We start from the raw sequence: 19536 nt of genomic DNA, 5'->3' as shown, positions 1-19536 counted from the left end.
GCTGGCCGGATGCAGGACGAGTACCGCACCGTCGCCCGTGCCGGCGTGCACGAGACCGAGGTCAATCGCTCCCGGTTTCTGTGTGCCCTCGGACCGGCCGCCACCGAGCGGGAGGCGCAGGAGTTCGTCGCGGCCGTGCGCAAGGAGCATGCCGACGCGACGCACAACTGCTTCGCGTACGTCATCGGCGCCGACGCGGCCGTCCAGCGGGCCAGCGACGACGGGGAGCCCGGCGGCACCGCCGGGCTCCCCATGCTCCAGATGCTGATGCGGCGGGACATGCGGTACGTCGTCGCCGTCGTCACCCGCTACTACGGCGGGGTCAAGCTGGGCGCGGGCGGCCTCATCAGGGCGTACGGCGGTGCCGTGGGCGAGGCGCTGGACACCCTCGGCAGCGTCACGCGCCGGCGCTTCCGGCTGGCCACGGTGACCGTCGACCACCAGCGCGCCGGCAAGGTGCACAACGACCTGCGGGCCACCGGGCGCGAGGTCCGTGACGTGCGGTACGCGGAGGCGGTCACCATCGAGATCGGACTGCCCGACGCCGACGTGGACGCCTTCCGCGCCTGGCTCGCCGACACCACCGCGGGCACGGCCGGCCTCGAACTGGGCGGCGAGGCGTACGGGGACGCGTGAGCGAGCGCGCGGTATCCGGCATTTGCGACGATTCGCCCTCCGTCGTCAGTGGCAGTCCGGGGTTTGTGGTGGATCAGGTACGCGCAGGCGTTAGCGTGGTCGGTGCTGACGGCAAGCCCGTGCGGGCTTGTGCGGGTCGGCGTGGTACCAGGGATTTTCAGAGGTCGTAGAGGGATTTTCAGAGGTCGTAGGGGGAGACGTGCGGGTCGGAGCGGTTTCTTGAGAGTGCTGCACACTTCCGACTGGCATCTAGGCCGGGCGTTCCACCGGGTGAACATGCTCGGTGCGCAGTCCGAGTTCATCGGTCATCTCGTCACGACCGTGCGGGAGCGCGACGTGGACGCGGTGGTCGTCTCGGGCGACGTGTACGACCGGGCGGTGCCGCCGCTGGCCGCGGTCGAGCTCTTCGACGACGCCCTGCACCGGCTGGCCGACCTGGGCGTGCCCACGGTGATGATCTCCGGGAACCACGACTCGGCGCGCCGGCTCGGCGTCGGCGCGGGCCTCATCGGGCGGGCGGGCATCCACCTGCGGACCGCGGCCTCGGCGGCCGGGACCCCGGTGGTCCTGCCGGACGCCCACGGCGACGTCGCCTTCTACGGGCTGCCGTATCTCGAACCCGCCCTGGTGAAGGACGAGTTCGGGGTGGAGAAGGCGAGCCACGAGACGGTCCTCGGCGCCGCCATGGACCGGGTCCGCGCCGATCTGGCCGACCGCCCGGCAGGCACCCGTTCCGTCGTCCTCGCCCATGCCTTCGTCACCGGGGGCGCGGCCAGCGACAGCGAGCGGGACATCTCCGTCGGCGGCGTCTTTGCCGTGCCCGCCGGGGTCTTCGACGGGGTCGACTATGTGGCGCTGGGCCATCTGCACGGCAGCCAGACCATCACCGAACGCGTGCGCTACTCGGGCTCCCCGCTGCCGTACTCCTTCTCGGAGACCGACCACCGCAAGAGCATGTGGCTGGTGGACCTCGGTGCCGACGGCTCGGTAGGCGCCGAGCGGCTCGACTGCCCCGTACCGCGCCCGCTCGCCCGCATCCGGGGGCGGCTGGCGGACCTGCTCGCCGACCCGGAGACGGCGCGGCACGAGGAGGCATGGGTCGAGGCGACCCTCACCGACCCGGTGCGCCCCGCCGAGCCCATGGCCCGGCTCATCGAACGCTTCCCCCACACGCTCAGCCTCGTCTTCGACCCCGAGCGCGCCCCCGGCGACCCCGACGTCTCCTACGCCCGGCGCCTCGCCGGGCGCGAAGACCAGCAGATCGCCGAGGACTTCGTGGCCCATGTCCGCGGCTCCGGCCCCGACGAACACGAACGGGCAGTGCTCAGGGACGCGTTCGACGCGGTGCGGGCGGACGAGACGGTCCGGGAGGGGACCCGATGAGCGGCCGACGCCGACTTCACAAGGCAGGCTTCCGATGCGCGGCTGCCCAGTCCGGTTCCAGGCTCGGCCCGTTCGGCAGAGGAGATCTCCCGGTGCGTGACCCGCAGGGGTTCGCTAGCGGAGGTTGCTCCGTCGGTGTGCGCCCGCACGATGCCCCGGGACCGCTCTGTCCGGTCGGCCCGCCCCGCCGCCGCAGAGGTGCCGCGTTGAGCGGTTCGCCCCCGCTCGGCCCACTCCGCACAGGAGATCTCCCCATCCGCGACCCCCACGAGATCGACCGGGCAGGTCGCCCGGTCGGCGTGTGCCCACCCGATACCCGCGACCGCCTCCTGGGGCCGTCCCGCTCAACCGCCACGGCAGGCGCCCGATGAGACTGCACCGGCTCGACATCACGGCCTTCGGCCCCTTCGGCGGTGCCCAGACCGTCGACTTCGACGACCTCTCGGCGGCGGGCCTCTTCCTGCTGCACGGCCCGACCGGGGCGGGCAAGACGTCGGTGCTGGACGCGGTCTGCTACGCGCTGTACGGCTCGGTGCCGGGTGCCCGGCAGAGCGGTCAGGGCATGAGCCTGCGCAGCGACCACGCGGCAGCCGCGGAGCGCACCGAGGTTCGTGTGGAACTCACCGTCGCGGGACGCCGGTTGGAGATCACCCGGCAGCCGCCCTGGGAGCGCCCCAAGAAGCGCGGCGAGGGCACCACGCTCGACAAGGCGCAGAGCTGGCTGCGGGAGTACGACGCGGTGGCAGGGGCGTGGAAGGACCTCAGCCGCTCCCACCAGGAGATCGGCGAGGAGATCACGCAGGTCCTGGGGATGAGCCGGGAGCAGTTCTGCCAGGTCGTGCTGTTGCCGCAGGGCGACTTCGCGCGTTTCCTGCGTGCCGACGCGGAGGCGCGGGGGCGGCTGCTCGGCCGGCTCTTCGACACCCACCGTTTCGCCGCGGTCGAGAAGCGCCTCGCCGACCGGCGCCGGGCGACCGAGGCCAGGGTGCGCGAGGGCGACACGGAGCTGCTGGCCGACGCCCACCGTATGCAGCAGGCGGCGGGGGACGCCCCCGAGCTGCCCGAACTGGCGCCGGGCGACCCGGGTCTCGCCGAAGCCGTACTGGGCTGGGCCGCCGTCGCCCGCAGCACGGCCCGGGAACGGCTCACCATCACCCACTGCGCCCGCGCGGCGGCCGAGTCGGCGCGGGCCACCGCCGAGCGCGTCCTGGACGACGTACGCGAAGTGGCGCGGTTGCAGCGGCGGTTCGCGGAGGCGCGGGAGCGGGCCGGGCGGCTGGCGGAGCGCGCCGAGGGCCATCGGGAGGACCGGGCGCGGATGGAGCGGGCCCGCAAGGCGGAGGCCGTGGCGCCCGCGCTGGAGCTGCGGGACGAGGCCGAGACCGAGCACCGGCGCGCGAGCGCGGACGAGACACGCGCGCGCGGCGAGCTGCCGCGGACCTACGCCGACGCCGGTGCCGCCGGGCTCGCGACCGCCGCCCGCAAGGCCGCCGAGGAGCTGGGCGGTCTTGAGTCGGCCCGGCGCGCGGCGCAGCGGCTGACCGAACTGGTCACCGAGCGCACGGAGTTGGACGGCGAGGAGCGGGCCGACGAGGACGTCCTCCAGGACGCCGAGGGCTGGCTGGCCGCATGGGAGACGACCCGGGCGGAGCTGCGGACCCGTATCGAGTCCGCCCAGGAGGCGGCCACCCGCGCCGAACAACTCGCCGTGCAGCGCGAACCCGCCGAGCAGCGGCTCCGGGCGGCCCGGCAACGCGACCAGCTCGGCCGCGACACCGACGAGGCCCAGGCGCGCGTACTCCGGCTGGCCGAGCGGGCGGTGGAGGCGCGCTCCCACTGGCTGGACCTCAAGGAACAGCGCCTGTCCGGCATCGCGGCGGAGCTCGCCGCCGGGCTCGCCGACGGCGCGCCGTGCGCGGTCTGCGGCAGCACCGAACACCCCGAGCCGGCCCGGAAGGTCGCCGGACACGTGGACCGGGAGACGGAGGAGCGGGCACTCGCCGCGTTCCAGCGCGCCGACGAGGAGCGCGCCGAGGCCGAGCGCCGACTCGGGCTCGTACAGCGGGCGTTGGCCGCCGCGAGCGCCGAGGCGGGCGACACGCCGACCGAGCGGCTCGCCTCGCTGGCGGAGGAGCTGGAGGAGCGCTACGCGCGGGCGCGCCGGGGCGCCTCTGGGCTGCATCCCGCGCAGGAGGCCCTTCTGCACGCCGAACGGGAGCGCGACCGGCGGACCGCCGCGCAGCGGGAGGCGGCCGTCAGGGCCGCGTCCCGCAACACCCGACGGGACGCGCTGGAGCGCGAACGGGCAGCGCTGGAAGGGGAGTTGGCGCAGGCCCGGGGCGACGCCGACAGCGTGGCGGCGCGGGCCGCGCAGCTGGAGCGGCGGACCGGGCTCCTCACCGAGGCCGCCGAGGCCGTGCGGACCGCCGACGGCACCGCGCAGCGGCTCAAGGACGCCGACGCGCGCCTCGCCGACGCCGCCTTCCGCGCCGGGTTCGACACCCCGCAGGCCGCGGCCGCCGCCCTCCTCGACGCCGCCGCCCACCGAGACCTCCAACACCACCTCGATGCCTGGCAGTCGGAGGAGGCGGCCGTGCGGACCGTACTCGCCGAGACCGACACCGCTGCCGCCGCCCAGCTGCCGCCCGCCGACCTGGCAACGGCCGAGCGGGCCGCCTCGGCAGCCGCCGCGCGGCTCCAGGACACCGTCTCCGCGTGGGACGCCGCCGAGCGCCGCCGCGCCGAACTCGACCGGCTGTCCGCGCGGGCCACCGCCTCCGTACGACGCCTGGCGCCGCTGCGCGAGGAGTACGACCGGGTCGCCCGCATGGCCGGACTCGCGGCCGGTACCGCCGCCGACAACGAGCGCCGGATGCGCCTGGAGGCCTACGTCCTGGCCGCCCGCCTGGAACAGGTCGCCGCCGCCGCGACCGTACGGCTCCAGCGCATGTCCTCCGGCCGCTACACCCTCGTCCACTCCGACGACCGGGTCGGTCGCGGCGCCCGCAGCGGTCTCGGACTGCATGTCGTCGACGCCTGGACCGGCCGGGAGCGGGACACGGCCACGCTCTCCGGCGGCGAGACGTTCTTCGCCTCCCTCGCGCTGGCCCTCGGCCTCGCCGACGTCGTCACCGACGAGGCGGGCGGCGTACGCCTCGACACCCTCTTCATCGACGAGGGGTTCGGCAGCCTCGACGACCAGACCCTCGACGAGGTCCTCGACGTCCTCGACTCGCTCCGCGAACGCGACCGCAGCGTCGGCATCGTCAGTCACGTCGCCGACCTGCGGCGACGTATCCACGCGCAGTTGGAGATCGTGAAGGAGCGGACGGGATCGGTCGTGCGGCAGCGAGGTCAGTGACCCAGCGGCCGCCGGGGCAGCGGTGAGGAGTAGACGACGCTCGTCGTCACCGACCCCAGCGCGCCGATCTTGCCGGACACCTCCTCCAGGTGACGCATCGAACGGGCGATGACCTTGATCACGAAGCAGTCGTCACCCGTGACGTGATGCGCCTCAAGGATCTCGGGCGTGACAGCCACCAGGTCGTGGAACGGCTTGTAGTTCCCGTTGGGGTAGCGCAGGCGGACGAACGCGAGGATCGGCAGCCCCAGCCGCTCCGGGTCCACGACGGCCGTGTATCCCTGGATCACGCCGGCCTCCTCCAGCCGCCGCACCCGCTCGGTCACGGCACTCGCCGACATCGACACGGCACGGGCCAGTTCGGCGAAGCCGGTTCGTCCCTCGCGCTGGAGGACCTCCAGAACGCGCCAGTCGGTGGCGTCGGGCACGTACGGGGGATTCGTGGTCATGTCCGATGCATAGCAGGGGATTCCCCGGCTGATCAAGGTCTGGACCGTGGAATGTCCCTTCAGGGAGTGGATCACCAGTCGTAGATTTCTGACCAGGGAAAAGAGGAGTTCCGCGAGGGAAAGGCCAGCTCATGAGCGTCACCACCACCGCCACGACCACTGCCACTGCCACGACCACTGCCACTGCCACGACCACTGCCACTGCCACGACCACTGCCACTGCCACGACCGCAGCCGCCGCCAGCCCCGTCCTGCGGGTGGCCCCGGCGGCCCCCGCCGATGCCGCCGCGTACTTCCGGGCCAGTCTCGTCTTCCACGCCGACGTGTCCGATGTGGCCGCCGCCCTCGCCGCCGACGGCGACCCCGGCTTCGTCGTCCTCGACTCCCGCTCCACCGAGTCCTGGGACCAGGGCCACATCCCCGGCGCGATCCACCTGCCCACCGCGCTCATCCCCGAGCAGGCCGGCCAACTCCTCGACAGGTCCGTGCCGGTCGTCACCTACTGCTGGGGCCCCGGCTGCAACGGCGCGACCCGCGCCGCCCTCGCCCTCGCCGAACTCGGCTTCCGGGTCAAGGAGATGCTCGGCGGCTTCGAGTACTGGGCGCGCGAGGGCCTGCCGTACGAGACCTGGGAGGGCGAGGCGCGGCGCGAGACCGACCCGCTGACCGCGCCGGTGGACGCCGCGGACTGCGGCTGCTGATTGTCTGTCAAGAAAGGTGCCGGGGTGGCGAGTTCGCCCGACCGGCCGCCGTGTAGCTTTCTGCGCATGGCTCGATACGCGGATCCGGTGATGGCAGATGTGGTGCGGTGGGTGGCGTCGAGCGGCGGACCGCTCATAGCGATACCGGAAGCGGTACTGCCGTTCTGGGCGGGCGCCGACGGCGATGAGACGTCGTCCGACCACGACCGGGCCTGCGATGTCGACGGACACGTCGGCCTGCTGCCGGTCGGCGACACCCGCGCCCTGGTCCTCGGCCACCAAGGCCGGGAAGGTCACGAGCCCGCCTCCACCGCGTACCTCCCGGAGCACGGCACCTTCGTACGCCGGCCCGAGGCCGCCTCCGAGGCCGAACTGCTCGCGGCCGTACCGGCGGCGCTCGACGCGGCCGCGTGGCAGCCGGAGGCGGAATGGCGGGTGCCGGGCCCGGTCGTCCTCTTCGACGCGGCCCGGCCCGGTGGCGCTCTGCGGCAGACGGACCATGTGCGGGTGGAGCTGGACCCCGGACGGTACGGCGTCCGCGCCGCGTATGTCTCGACAGGCCCGGAGACATGGCTGGGCCTCGTGCAGGTGCGGCCCTTCTCCGACTGAGCCGCGAGGTAATGGCGCTGACCTGCGAGGTGGCGGCAATGAGCTGCGAGGTGGCAGCGCTGAGCTGCGAGGCGGAGGCGGCCGGGCCCGGCCTGCGGGGGCTGGGCCCGGGCCGCCACCCTTACAGCTGGGACAACTCGTCCACCAGGTCGTCCAGGCCCAGTGACCCCTGCGACAGCGCGGCCATGTGCCAGGCCTTGGCGTCGAAGGCGTCGCCATGGCGGCGCTGGGCGTTCGCGCGGCCGAGGAGCCAGGCGCGCTCGCCGAGCTTGTAGCCGATGGCCTGGCCCGGCATCGTCAGATAGCGCGTCAGCTCGCTCTCGACGTAGTCCGCCGGACGGCTGCTGTGGGCACCGAAGAACTCCTGGGCCAGATCGACGGTCCAGCGCTCGCCCGGGTGGAAGGGCGAATCCGCCGGGATCTCCAGCTCCAGATGCATGCCGATGTCGACGATGACCCGGGCCGCGCGCATCATCTGCGCGTCCAGATAGCCGAGCCGCTCCTCCGCGTCCTTGAGGAAGCCCAGCTCGTCCATGAGCCGCTCCGCGTACAGGGCCCAGCCCTCGGCGTTGGCGCTGACACCGCCGACCGTGGCCTGGTAGCGGGACAGGTCGTCCTTGACGTACACCCATTGGGCCAGCTGGAGATGGTGACCGGGGACGCCCTCGTGGTACCAGGTGGAGACCAGGTCGTACACCGGGAAGCGGGTCGACCCCATCGTGGGCAGCCAGGTGCGGCCCGGACGGGAGAAGTCCTCGGTCGGGGCCGAGTAGTACGGGGCCGCGGCGGAGCCCGGCGGAGCGATGTGCGACTCGACCTTCCGTACCGGCTCGGCGAGGTCGAAGTGCGTGCCGTCGAGCGCCTCGATCGCCTCGTCCATCAGGGACTGCAGCCAGTCACGGACCTCGTCGACGCCCTCGATGTGCCGGCCGTGCTCGTCCAGATGCGCCAGCGCCACCCATGGCGTCCCGGCGCCGGGCAGGACCTTCGCCGCCTCCTGCTTCATCTCGCCGAGCAGCCGGTGGAACTCGGCCCAGCCGTACGCGTACGCCTCGTCGAGGTCCAGGTCCGCCCCCGTGAAGTAGCGGACCAGCTTGGCGTAGCGCTCCCGGCCGGTCGTGTCCGGCGCGCCCTCGACCGCCGGGGCGTACACGTCCCGCATCCAGTCGCGCAGCTCCACCACGGCCCCGGTCGCCCCGCGAGCGGCCTCGTCCAACTCGGCGCGCAGCGACTCGGGTCCCGCGGCGGCGAAGTCCTCGAACCAGCCGCGCCCCGAACCGTCGGTGTCCGCCCACTCGGTGAGCTGGCCGATGAAGGTCGCGGTCGGGCGCGGGCCCGCGTACAGCTTGCGCTCCAGACCGAGCGCGAGGGACTCGCGGTAACCGGCGTACGCCGTCGGCACCGCCCGCAGCCGCTCGGCGATCGCCGCCCAGTCCTCGTCGGTCTCGGCCGGGGTGATGGTGAAGACCTCGCGCACCTTGTGCGGCGGCGTGACCATGTTGCCGACCGCCCGCAGGCCCTCGTCGGCCTCGTGCACGGCCAGCCCCGCCGTCAGCCGCTCGCGCAGCAGGCGCGCGCACCGGCGCTCGATGTCACTGTCCGCGCCCGGCTGCCGCTCCGCCTCGTCGAGCCGCGCGAGCGTAGTCCGGATCAGCTCCGCACGGGCCTCCTGACCCGCAGGCGAAGTGTCCGGCAACCTGCTGGAACTCTCCTTCACACCCAGGTACGTACCGCTCACGGGGTCGAGGGCGATGAGGTCGTCGACATACGCGTCGGCGACCTCGCGGGGCAGGGGGCTCTTGGTGTCAGACATGCGGGCAATCTTGGTACGACGGCGGGGGCGGCGTCAGCTGCTCAATGGGCGCTTGAGCCTTACCTCGGCCGGATTCCGCTCAGGGCGTGGTCCTCGCTCAGGGTGCCTGGGGCGTGGTCCGGCCGACCTCCGGTGGCAGCAGCGGCCCGCAGTCCCACTGCTGGAAGATCAACCGCGTCTCCACCCGTGCCACCTCCCGCTGTGACGTGAACTCGTCGAGGACCAGTCGCTGCAGATCCGCCATGTCCGCGACCGCGACATGCACCAGGTAGTCGTCCGGGCCCGTGAGGTGGTAGACGGTCCGTGACTCCGCCAGCGCCCTGATCCGGTCCACGAACGGCCCCACCAGCTCCCGCCGATGCGGCCTGACCTGCACCGACAGCAGCGCCTCCAGGCCCCGCCCCAGCTTGGCCGGATCGAGTCGCAGCTGATGACCGAGGATCACGCCCGCACGGCGCAGCCGCGTCACCCGGTCCAGACAGGTCGACGGCGCGACCCCGACCTGCGCCGCGAGATCGCGGTACGTCGTCCGGGCGTCGTTCTGCAACAGCCGCAGCAGATGGAGATCCACCGGATCGAGTACGACGGATTCAGCCATAGCCCGAACGTAACACGGTGTGCGGCGCCGCCGGCCCGGTCGATGTTCACTCTGGTCGACATGAACTCAGCGAGCACGCACGCGTACGACCACGCACGCAGCACCCCGCCGAGAGCGCTGGCCACCGAGGCCGTGCACGCCGGCCGCGACGACCTCGCGCGCCAGGGCCTGCACGCTCCGCCGATCGACCTGTCGACCACGTACCCCTCGTACGACAGCCGGGGCGAGGCCGCCCGGATCGACGCCTTCGCCACGGACGGTGCGGAGCCGGAGGGCCCGCCGATCTACGGGCGGCTCGGCAACCCGACCGTCGCCCGCTTCGAGACCGCGCTGGCCCGCCTCGAAGGCACCGAGAGCGCGGTCGCGTTCGCCAGCGGCATGGCCGCACTGAGCGCCGTACTCCTCGTCCGCGCCTCGCTGGGCCTGCGCCACGTCGTCGCCGTACGACCCCTGTACGGCTGCAGCGACCAGCTCCTCACCGCCGGACTGCTCGGCTCCGAGGTCACCTGGGTCGACCCGGCCGGTGTCGCGGACGCGCTCCGCCCCGACACCGGCCTGGTGCTGGTCGAGTCCCCCGCCAACCCGACCCTCGCCGAACTCGACCTGCGGGCCCTCGCCCACGCCTGCGGCTCGGTCCCGCTCCTCGCGGACAACACTTTCGCCACGCCCGTCCTGCAACGCCCGGTCGAACAGGGCGCGCGGCTCGTCCTGCACAGCGCCACGAAGTACCTCGGCGGTCACGGGGACGTCATGGCCGGGGTCGTGGCCTGCGACGAGGAGTTCGCCGGACGGCTGCGCCAGGTCCGCTTCGCCACCGGCGGCATCCTCCACCCGCTCGCCGGCTACCTGCTGCTGCGCGGCCTGTCGACCCTCCCCATACGCATCCGGGCAGCCTCCGAGACCGCCGCGGAACTCGTCCGCCGCCTCACCGCCGACCCCCGCGTCGCCCGCGTCCACTACCCCCGCATCGGCGGCGCCATGATCGCCTTCGAGATCCACGGCGACCCCCACGCCGTCATCGCCGACGTCCGCCTCATCACCCCCGCGGTCAGCCTCGGCAGCGTCGACACCCTCATCCAGCACCCCGCCTCCATCAGCCACCGCATAGTCCCGGAACCAGCCCGCCACGGCGCCGGCGTAAGCGACCGCCTACTGCGCATGTCGGTGGGCCTGGAAGACATAGAAGACCTGTGGACCGACCTGAACGAAGCGCTGGGGAGGACGCCCAGGGGCACCAAGATGCCCGCCCTGTCGACGAGGGGAGTCTGACCCCCAGGCCGCGTGCGGGCACTGGAGCCCGCGGGGCCCAGCGACCAGGGCGTGACAGCCACGCCCTTTCAGGGGCGCGGGGAACTGCGCGACCGGCCCCCATGCGCCCGTACCCGACATGGGAGGCGGGCGCGGTCACTGGGGCGTGCGGGGCCTCGCGACCAGGGCGTGACAGCCGCACCCCTTCCAGGGGCGCGGGGAACTGCGCGACCGGCCCCCACGCGCCCGTACCCGACATGGGAGGCGGGCGCGGTCACTGGGGCGTGCGGGGCCTCGCGACCAGGGCGTGACAGCCGCACCCCTTCCAGGGGCGCGGGGAACTGCGCGACCGGCCCCCACGCGCCCGTACCCGACATGGGAGGCGGGCGCGGTCACTGGGGCGTGCGGGGCCTCGCGACCAGGGCGTGACAGCCGCACCCCTTCCAGGGGCGCGGGGAACTGCGCGGCCAGCCCCCACGCACGCGCACCCGACATCGGAGACCGGTGCGGTCACTGGGGCGTGCGGGCCCCTGTGACCGGGGTCCGCGGCCACGCCCTCTCAGGGGCGCGGGGAACTGCGCGATCAGCCCCCACGCGCCCGCATCCGACAACGCCCGCTCAACAGCCCTGTTCGGCCACCCCGACAGACCGCTCACGCCCCAGCGACGCCCGCGCGACCACGTCCAGCCGCGCAGTGATCACCAGCGTCCCCTCCTCGATCTGATAGTCGAGCGGCAACTCAAGCCCCCGCATCGCCGCCACCATCCCCGTGTTGGACGACTGCGTCACCACATACACGTTCTCGCAGCCGGCGTCCCCCGCCATGTCCACCAACCTGCGGAGCAGCTCACCGCCGATACCCCGCCGCTGCCACTCGTCCTCGATGATCAGCGCGATCTCCGTCTCGTCACCGTCCCACAGGAGATGACCGAGGCCGACGAGCCGCCCGGAGGCCGTCTGCGCGGCGAGCGTCCGGCCGAAACGGGGGCTGAGCAGATGCTTGAGATACCGGCCGGCGTCGCCCACCGGCCCGTGGTACCGCATGCTCAACGTGTGCGCGGAGCACCGCTCGTGCATCGCCTTGGCCGCCGGAAGATCGCCTCCGTCGGCGCGACGCACCGTGATGTCGTTGCCCTCCGGCAGTGTCAGTACGTCCTCGCTGCGCGGGACCCGCGGACCCAGCCGCGTGTCCAGCTCCACCAGGGCCCGCGCCCGCGCGAACTCCGTCGGCGTGAACGGCAGATACGGCCGCTCCACGGTGATCACCCCACCTTCCGGCGCCCGCAACCGCATCACCGTGTCCTCCAAGGCCCCCTCCACCGGGGCGATGTCCTGAGCCCGGCCGGAGCCGGGGGCGGCGGCAGGGACCGAGCGGATGGTGCAGCGCCCCAGCAACTTCCGGAGCGCGAGCGGGAGTTCGGCCGCGTCCAGCGCCGTACGCGTGGCCAGTTGGAGGATCCGGGTCGGCGCGTCCACCAGGTCGTGGGCGTCGCCGCGCTCGATCCAGGTCGCGGTGCCGCCCGCGTGCGACACCGCCCGGCCGATCTCGGCGGCCGGCAGCTCCTCGGGCGCCCGCAGCAGGAACTCGTCCACGGTGCCCTCGGTGAGCGGGTGCGTCTGCAGGCTGAGGATGTCGACCCGGTGGCCGGCCAGCGCCATGCACAGCGCGGCCAGCGAGCCGGGCTCGTCCTTCACCGTCGTCCGCATCCGCCACAGCGTCGTCGCCCCGCCGATCGCGTCGGCGTCCGTTCCCGACGGCCCGGCCTGCCGCTCTTCCGTGAGCGGCGGCCGGGCGCCGGTATCACCCGTCGGCGGCGCGTGGCCGTGGCGCCGTGTCCACCAACTACGGAAACCGGCCGTGGCAGGCCGCAGCCAGTGGTGTATCGGGTGTGCTTTCGTCGCCCTGGTGGCGTCGGACATGTCTGGAGTCATGTGGTCACTGTGCAGGAAGGGTGTTGCGTGATCACGAACGCTTTGTGACTGACCGGTAAAAGCATCGTTCCGCGCCTTTTGTTGCTTTTTATATGATCGATGTCGGCGGAACCGATGCCATCACTGACCGCGCAGGTCAGCCGGCCCCCTCTTCCGCCAGTGCCGTGCGCAGCCGCCGGGCCTGGGTCACCAGCCGGGACGTGCCCCGGCGCTCCGCCGCCTCCGCGAGATACGGCAGCTTCCCGTGTGCCCCGCACCGCTCCACGCATTCCGCGGCCACGGCCACCAGGTCCCCGAGCCCACGCGCCGGCGTCTTCGCCCCGCCTTCGCCGTCGCCTCCGCCCTCGCCCGCCAGTTCGGCCAGCAGCGGCGGCCAGCGCGGCTCGCAGCACCGACCAGGCGGTGCCGTACGCCCCGGTGGCCGCAGCCGTCCGTATCGCCTCGGCGAGCCGCAGCGGCTTCACCGTCCTGAGCACCGCCAACCGGCCCGGATCGGCACCCAGCCGCTCCGCGTCCAACTGGCCCCGTGCCGCCAGCACCAGCGGGGCGTCCATGGCGGCGAGCCGGTCCTGCGGACGCCGCGCGCCCAGGCCGTACGCCACACAGAGCCACACCGCGTCGCCGGCCTCGCCCTCCGCCTCGGCGAGCGCCGGCAGGAACGAGAACCCGGCCCTGGTGTCCTCGATGGCCCCATACGACAGCTCGCGCAGCACCCGCCCCGCCACGAGCTCCGGTCGCCCCGGCACCACCGCCAGCCAGTGCCGCCACTGAGAGTCGTCCCAGTGAGAGCAGGACCAGCGGTCCGTGTAGACCGACATCGGACGGCCCAGCCGACGGAACTCCGGCGGGAAGAATTCACTCCGGAACTCGGGAAGTTCACCGAACTCCACCAGCATCCTCGGCCCGGCCGTACGGCTGCGCCGGACGGGCTGGGACGGCACGTCTGTCAGCAGCCACTCGGCCAGCCGGTCACCTTCCTTCGTCCCCAGCTCCCCAGCTCCCGAGCAGCCACCGCGGCGGCCGCGAGCGAGGCTGTGCCGTCGGGGCCGTCGCGCCGCACGCGCAGCAGCGCCTGCGCGAAGTCCGCCGCACCCGGCCGCACGCCCGACTGCCGGTACGCGTCGAGCCGCGCCACCAGTTCGCCCGGCTCCAGTACCCCCGTGCTCCAGGTGGGTGTCGCCAGCAGGAACGGCGGCGGGTCGGTCCGGATCCGGTACGCGATCTCCCGCAGCCGGGCGTCGAACGCCCACACCAGACCGCTACACCCAGGAAGACCTTGTTGTCCGCGGTGGAGGCACCGCCGCGCAGCAGCCGGGCCGCACACGCGTCCACCATCACCTTGTGGTCGAGGAGACCCTCCCGGGTGAGCTGGGTGAGGGCGTAGGTCCAGTTGTTCGGTCCGTCGCCGTACCGCCAGTTGCTGCGGGCGCCGATCTCCTCGATCTCGAACAGCGCGGCGGCGAGCTCCGCGAGATGCGGGTCCTTCCGCAGGTTCCCGATCACCGTGCCCGCGTTCCGGCGCGCCCAGCCGATGTGGTCCATCCAGCCCCGTACATAGGCCTCGGACGTGGGCACCCGGCAGCCCGCGAGCCGGACGAGACCGGCCATCAGCTCGTACGGGACGTCCGCGGAGAGCGGGCGCTCCGCCAGGCGGCGGACGAGGTCGGCGAGCCGGCCCGGATCGCGGTCGCCGAGGATCTCGGTCAGGACCGACGCCGGTGCCTGCCGCCAGCGCAGCTCGGAGCCGGTGAGCCAGGTCGCCACGGCGGCGGCGCCCGTCCGGCAGGCGGCGCCGGTCGCGTGCAGCGCCGGATACGCCCGGCGCGTCCGGCGGGCACGACCCACTGGGCTCCCCGCGAGGCCCCGCGCGAGCCACCGCGCGGCAGGGACCGCAGGAACCGCACGCCTCGGCCGCGGACAGCTCGGCCCGCAGGTCGAACCCGGCCGCGATCACCTGGGCCTCGGCGAAGCCCCGCAGCCAGCGGTCCGGCAGCGGCACCTTCTTCTCCACGACCGGGCCGTCCAGCGTGGTCACCGCCAACTCCTCGGGGCCGACCCGCAGATGGAGCGGATCGTCCCCGCCGATGCGGGACAGCGCCTCGCGCAACGGGTTGTTCACATCCACGTTGGTCGTGCCGTGCCCCACCTCGCCGCCGTCCAGCCCCGGCTCCAGCACGTCCAGACGGGCATAGACCCCGCCGCAGCCCGAGAACGACTCGAAGCGCAGCCGGTCCCCGTTGCCCGTCACCACCGGGTCCAGCGAGGCCCGAAGCTGCTGCTGGTGATACCGCGCCGCCGCCACGTCGGCCACCGCCAGCAGCCCCGCGGCAGCCACCTGAGGAGAGGTCAGGAAGCCCGTGAAGAACCGCGGATGGTCCTCGACCCCCGTCGGGTCGCACCCCGAGAGGTCTCCAGCCCGAGCCGGCGTCCGCCCGCCACGGACTCCAGCACGGAGGGTCGGGTGTAGGCCACGGCCTGCAGAGATCGCGTCATGGGAAAACCGTAGAAGCGACCACTGACAATCGGCCCTGACCTGCGAAAACGCGATGGCGAGGCGACGAGTGACGAGGTGTCCGGCCGACCGACGACCGGGCGGCGGGACCGGGTTTACGTCGGGCCGGTCACTGTCCGACGAGACCCGGCTGGAGCACCTTCGTGTACAGCACGGTCCCGTCCTGCTCCCGAAGTCGCACCGTCAACTCCCCGCTGTCGCCGTCGATGTCGACCTCGCCGAAGAACTGGTAGCCGCCCGCAGGCGACACGTTCGCGGTGGTCGGCGCCTTCATGAACACCCGCTCGGGGCCGAAGGTGTCGTCCAGCGCGTTCGCCGGGAAGGCACCCGCGTTGAGCGGGCCGGAGACGAACTCCCAGAACGGCTCGAAGTCGGTGAAGGCGGCCCGCGACGGCTGGTAGTGCTGCGCCGAGGTGTAGTGCACATCGGCCGTCAGCCACACCGTGCCGGTGATCTTCCGGTGCTTGACGAACCGCAGCAGCTCGGCGATCTGCAGCTCCCGCCCGAGCGGCGCGCCGGGGTCGCCCTGCGCCACGGCCTCGATGTTCGGCTTGCCGTCACCCGTGTCCGGTACGACCAGGCCGAGCGGCATGTCGGAGGCGATCACCTTCCACACCGCGCGCGACCGCGACAGCTCCCGCTTCAGCCACTCCAGCTGCTCGGTGCCGAGAATGCCCTGCGGGTCGGTGGTCTGCCTGTCGGGCGAGTTGGCGTTGCGGTACGTCCGCATGTCCAGCACGAACACGTCCAGCAGAGGACCCTGGCGCACCACGCGGTGCACCCGCCCCTCCCGGGCGCCCGGCCGCAGCGTGGAGATCGGGAAATACTCGCTGAAGGCCCGCCGGGCCCGGCCCGCCAGCACGTCGACGTTCTTCTCGGTGTACCGGGTGTCGGTGAGGATCTCACCGGGGTACCAGTTGTTGGTGACCTCGTGGTCGTCCCACTGCACGATCGACGGCACCCGCGCGTTGAACCGCTTGAGGTTCTCGTCCAGCAGGTTGTAGCGGAAGTTGCCCCGGAACTCGGCGAGCGTCTCCGCGACCTTGGATTTCTCCTCGGTGGTGACGTTCCGCCACGTGCTGCCGTCGGGGAGCGCCGCCGTGGCCGCGATCGGCCCGTCGGCGTAGATCGTGTCGCCGCTGAACAGGAAGAAGTCCGGGTCCAGCGCGCCCATCGCGTCGAAGACGTGGTAGCCGCCGCGGTCGGGGTTGATGCCCCAGCCCTGCCCGGCCAGGTCGCCCGACCAGACGAATCGCGTGCCGGAGCGCCGTTTCAGCGAGGTCGTACGGAACGTGCCGGCGACCGGCTCGCCCGTGCGGCGCGGGTCGTCCGGGTCGGCGAGAAGCACCCGGTAGTGGATCTGCTCGCCCGCCGGCAGGCCGCGCAGCCGCGTCGTTCCGGTGAAGTCCGTGCCCGCGCCGAGCAGCGGACCGTGCCATCTGCGCGCGTGGCGGAACGACTCGGTGGCGGACGTCTCGACGATCATCCGCGCCGGACGGTCGGAACGCACCCACACCAGCCCGGAGTGCGCGTCCACGTCCCCGGCCTGCACACCCCAGCCGGCCTTCGGCCGCCCCGACAGGGCGAGCACCGGGGCCGAACCGAGCGCGACGGAGCCGGGGAGGGCCAGCGCCGCCGACGCGGCGAGCGAGCCGCGCAGCATGCTGCGGCGGCCGGGCGGGGGACTCGGCGGGCGGTGTGACATGGATGTGCCTCCAGCGACGGATTCGGCCGATGTGCTCTGCCACAACTACTGGTGCGCCGCAGCGCACACGGAAACGACAAGTGAACAACTGACCGGGGTCGTTCGGGAACGGGTGCGCGCCGCCGGGGTCGGAGTGATTTCGCCCCCGCCGCCCCTACCCGTCCCATGCGGTTCCTGGGGGCCGCGCCCCCAGACCCCCGCTGAAAATCCAGCCCCTCCGGCGTTTGAGGAGCGGGGTCCGGGGCGGAGCCCCGGGGATGGGACGGGCAGGGGCGGCGGGGGCGCGAAACCCCGCAGGTCAGCCGGCGGCCACCGCCATCGCCCGCACCCCCTCCCGAATCCGCGCGGGCGACAGATGGGCGTACCCGAGGACCAGCCGTACGCCGTCGTCCCGCAACCGCCCGTACGCCGTCAGCCCCCGCACCGCCACCCCGGCCGCGTTCACCCGCTCCAGGAAACGGTCGAGCGGCCCGTACCTGTCGGGCAGCACGGCGATCACATGAAGACCGGCCGCGATCCCGGACACCCTCGCACCGGGGAAGTGCTCGGCCAGCGCGGAGACCAGCACGTCACGCCGCTCCCGATAGGCCCGCTGGCAGCGCCGCAGCTGACGGTCGTAGTCACCCCGCTCCACGAATCGCGCGAAGAGAGCCTGATCGAGGGTGGGATGGCCGAGATCCATCGTCCGCTTGCGCTCGACGACCTCCTCGGCCAACGAGGTGGGGACGAGGAGCCAGCCGAGCCGCAGCCCTGGCGCCAGGGACTTGCTGACGGAACCGGCGTACGCGACCCGCTCGGGGTCGAGTCCCTGGAGGGCGCCCACCGGAGCGCGGTCGTAGCGGAAGTCGCCGTCGTAGTCGTCCTCGACGATCAGACCGTCCACCGACCGTGCCCAGTCGAGCAGTTCGGTGCGCCGCCGCGCGGAGTACGCGATCCCCCAGGGGAACTGGTGGGCCGGCGTCGTCACCACCGCCCGCACGCCCGACTCACCCAGCGGCCCGACGGCCAGCCCCTCCTCGTCCAGCGGCAACGACACGGTGGCGAGCCCGGCGGCGGCGTACAGCGTGCCGTGCTCGGGGCTGCCCGGGTCCTCGACGCCGATCGACCGGATCCCGCGCGCGTGGAGCACGTATCCGAGGAGGGTGGTCGCCTGGGCCACCCCGGAGACGACCACGATCCGCTCCGGATCGGCGACCACACCCCGGCGCCGGGCGAGCAACTCGGCGAGGGCGGTACGCAGCCGGGGCAGCCCGCGCGGGTCGGGGTAACCCAGATCCTGGTGGGGCAGTTCCGCGAGCACCCCGCGCTGGGCCGCCGCCCACGCGGCGCGCGGGAACAGCGACAGATCGGGCGTCCCGGGCACGAAGTCGGCACGGGCGCCGGGGGAGCGCGGAGCGAGATCACGCGCGCGTGGCAGGGCGGCCCTGACGGCGGCGCCCACCCAGGTCCCGGCGCCCCGGCCACTGCGCAGATACCCCTCGGCGACCAGCTGCTCGTACGCCTCCGTCACCAGCCCGCGCGACACCCCGAGATCGGCGGCCAGCTCCCGGCTCGACGGCAGCCGCGTCCCCCGCGCGAGCCGGCCCGTCCGGATCGCCTCCCGCAGCGCCGCCCGCAACGTACGTCCACGCGCGCGTGCGGGCACCTCGGCGACCGGCAGCAGCAACTCCCAGGCGGCGGCCCAGGGAACGGCCGTCGATCGATCACCGTCCCCCGGATTGGCCCTCGATGACGTCATGGAAGTGGACCTTAATCCGGGCCGCCCGCCTCCCTAGCGTCACCACCATGAACGCCGCCACCGCCACCGCGACCACTGCCACCCGCGGAGCCCTCCTCTCCGCCCTCGCCTGTGTCCTCGTGGGCGGCTCCTTCACCGCCAACAGCGTCCTCGGCGACTACCCGTACGCGGGCGGCCAGTTCCTCCGCTACGGCCTCGCCTGCCTGCTGCTGATCCCGCTCCTCGGCCGGGGCGGTACGGCACCCCTGCGCCGTCTGACCGCACGGCAGTGGGCGCGGGCGGCGCTGCTCGCGGCCGTCGGCATGGTCGGTTTCAACATCGCGGTGATCGCCGCCGAGCGCACCGCGGAACCGGCGGTACCGGGCGTCCTGGTGGGCTGTGCCCCGGTGGTCGTGGCCGTTCTCGTGCCGTTGGCGGCGGGCCGGCCTCCACGACGGCTGGTGGTCTACGGGGCGTCGCTCGTCGCGGCCGGCGCGTTCACGGTCCAGGGATGGGGCCGTACGGACGGTGCCGGGATCGCGTTCTCGGTATGCGCGCTCGCGGGGGAGGTCGGCTTCGCGGTGCTGGCCGTACCCCTGCTGCGGCCGCTCGGACCGCGGCTGCTGTCGGCGACCGTGTGCGGTCTCGCGGCGGTCGAGTCGGCGGCGGTCGGCGTGGCCGTCGACGGCGGCGCCTGGCTGCGCCGCCCGGACGGCACCGAGACCGTCGCGCTGCTGTGGCAGGCGGCGGTCGTCACCGTGATCGGGTTCGTGTGCTGGTACATGGGCGTGCGGCGCATCGGCGTCGAGCGGGCCACCCTCTTCTCCGGCCTCATCCCGGTGGCCGCCGCCGTCACGGCTCCCCTCGTCGGC

General features: G+C 73.3%; 15 protein-coding genes and 2 pseudogenes. 8 read left to right on the top strand and 9 right to left on the bottom strand.

The window, feature by feature from the left end; translation table 11 throughout:
- The first annotated feature begins 9 nt into the window (after positions 1-9).
- The 3 genes from I8N67_RS02315 (at position 10) to I8N67_RS02305 (ending at position 5380) form a co-directional block, all read left to right on the top strand.
- Complete coding sequence (locus I8N67_RS02315) at positions 10-636, top strand: YigZ family protein (RefSeq protein ID WP_200300849.1); 627 nt, start codon at positions 10-12, stop codon at positions 634-636.
- Positions 637-855: 219 nt separating this feature from the next.
- Entirely contained in the window at positions 856-2019 is a 1164-nt protein-coding gene (locus I8N67_RS02310; RefSeq protein ID WP_200300848.1) for an exonuclease SbcCD subunit D, read from the top strand.
- Between the two features lie 367 nt (positions 2020-2386).
- Complete coding sequence (locus I8N67_RS02305; protein ID WP_200300847.1) at positions 2387-5380, top strand: AAA family ATPase; 2994 nt, start codon at positions 2387-2389, stop codon at positions 5378-5380.
- Here I8N67_RS02305 and I8N67_RS02300 read toward each other — a convergent pair.
- Positions 5374-5829 carry an Lrp/AsnC family transcriptional regulator gene (locus tag I8N67_RS02300; protein ID WP_200300846.1) on the bottom strand — a complete coding sequence of 152 codons (456 nt, stop codon included), beginning with the start codon at positions 5827-5829 and terminating at the stop codon, positions 5374-5376. The genes I8N67_RS02305 and I8N67_RS02300 overlap by 7 nt on opposite strands.
- A 131-nt stretch (positions 5830-5960) precedes the next feature.
- On the opposite strand from I8N67_RS02300, the gene I8N67_RS02295 reads away from it, so the two are divergent.
- Positions 5961-6530 (top strand): rhodanese-like domain-containing protein, encoded by a 570-nt coding sequence (locus tag I8N67_RS02295; RefSeq protein ID WP_200300845.1) that lies wholly within the window; start codon positions 5961-5963, stop codon positions 6528-6530.
- 66 nt (positions 6531-6596) lie between these two features.
- A complete protein-coding gene (locus I8N67_RS02290) occupies positions 6597-7139 on the top strand; it encodes an Imm21 family immunity protein (RefSeq protein WP_200300844.1) in 543 nt (180 codons plus the stop codon).
- 121 nt (positions 7140-7260) lie between these two features.
- On the opposite strand, the gene I8N67_RS02285 is transcribed toward I8N67_RS02290, so the two are convergent.
- A complete protein-coding gene (locus tag I8N67_RS02285) occupies positions 7261-8952 on the bottom strand; it encodes a DUF885 domain-containing protein (protein ID WP_200300843.1) in 1692 nt (563 codons plus the stop codon).
- Between the two features lie 97 nt (positions 8953-9049).
- Complete coding sequence (locus tag I8N67_RS02280; RefSeq protein WP_200300842.1) at positions 9050-9550, bottom strand: Lrp/AsnC family transcriptional regulator; 501 nt, start codon at positions 9548-9550, stop codon at positions 9050-9052.
- A gap of 60 nt (positions 9551-9610) precedes the next feature.
- Between I8N67_RS02280 and I8N67_RS02275 the strand changes: the two genes are divergently transcribed.
- Positions 9611-10819 (top strand): trans-sulfuration enzyme family protein, encoded by a 1209-nt coding sequence (locus I8N67_RS02275; RefSeq protein WP_200300841.1) that lies wholly within the window; start codon positions 9611-9613, stop codon positions 10817-10819.
- 597 nt (positions 10820-11416) lie between these two features.
- Here the strand turns inward: I8N67_RS02275 and I8N67_RS02270 are convergent.
- Positions 11417-12730: a GNAT family N-acetyltransferase gene (locus I8N67_RS02270; RefSeq protein ID WP_200300840.1), complete on the bottom strand. Its 1314-nt coding sequence runs from the start codon at positions 12728-12730 to the stop codon at positions 11417-11419.
- A gap of 136 nt (positions 12731-12866) precedes the next feature.
- Positions 12867-13010 (bottom strand): hypothetical protein, encoded by a 144-nt coding sequence (locus tag I8N67_RS44100; protein WP_200300839.1) that lies wholly within the window; start codon positions 13008-13010, stop codon positions 12867-12869.
- A gap of 122 nt (positions 13011-13132) precedes the next feature.
- Between I8N67_RS44100 and I8N67_RS44095 the strand changes: the two genes are divergently transcribed.
- Positions 13133-13501 carry a hypothetical protein gene (locus I8N67_RS44095; protein WP_200300838.1) on the top strand — a complete coding sequence of 123 codons (369 nt, stop codon included), beginning with the start codon at positions 13133-13135 and terminating at the stop codon, positions 13499-13501.
- Positions 13502-13676: 175 nt separating this feature from the next.
- Here the strand turns inward: I8N67_RS44095 and I8N67_RS44955 are convergent, their stop codons facing one another.
- The 4 genes and pseudogenes from I8N67_RS44955 to pdxR form a co-directional block, all read right to left on the bottom strand.
- Positions 13677-13982, bottom strand: a complete 306-nt coding sequence (locus I8N67_RS44955; RefSeq protein WP_504740359.1) for a DUF7824 domain-containing protein — start codon at positions 13980-13982, stop codon at positions 13677-13679.
- A gap of 505 nt (positions 13983-14487) precedes the next feature.
- Positions 14488-15223 (bottom strand): annotated as a pseudogene (locus tag I8N67_RS42190) (SWIM zinc finger family protein); the annotation flags it as partial.
- 128 nt (positions 15224-15351) lie between these two features.
- The gene (locus tag I8N67_RS02250; protein WP_200300836.1) at positions 15352-16947 is read right to left on the bottom strand and encodes an alkaline phosphatase D family protein; all 1596 of its coding nucleotides are present in this window, start codon (positions 16945-16947) and stop codon (positions 15352-15354) included.
- Between the two features lie 298 nt (positions 16948-17245).
- Positions 17246-18685, bottom strand: a complete 1440-nt coding sequence (gene pdxR / locus I8N67_RS02245; protein WP_200300835.1) for a MocR-like pyridoxine biosynthesis transcription factor PdxR — start codon at positions 18683-18685, stop codon at positions 17246-17248.
- Here pdxR and I8N67_RS44870 point away from each other — a divergent pair.
- Positions 18676-19155 (top strand): annotated as a pseudogene (locus I8N67_RS44870) (EamA family transporter); the annotation flags it as partial. The gene pdxR and the pseudogene I8N67_RS44870 overlap by 10 nt on opposite strands.
- Positions 19156-19536 lie beyond the last annotated feature (381 nt).

Source organism: Streptomyces adelaidensis (genome assembly GCF_016598475.1).
GTDB lineage: Bacteria > Actinomycetota > Actinomycetes > Streptomycetales > Streptomycetaceae > Streptomyces > Streptomyces adelaidensis.
Note: the sequence above shows the minus strand (reverse complement) of the source record. Positions and strands in the feature narration are given on the sequence as shown.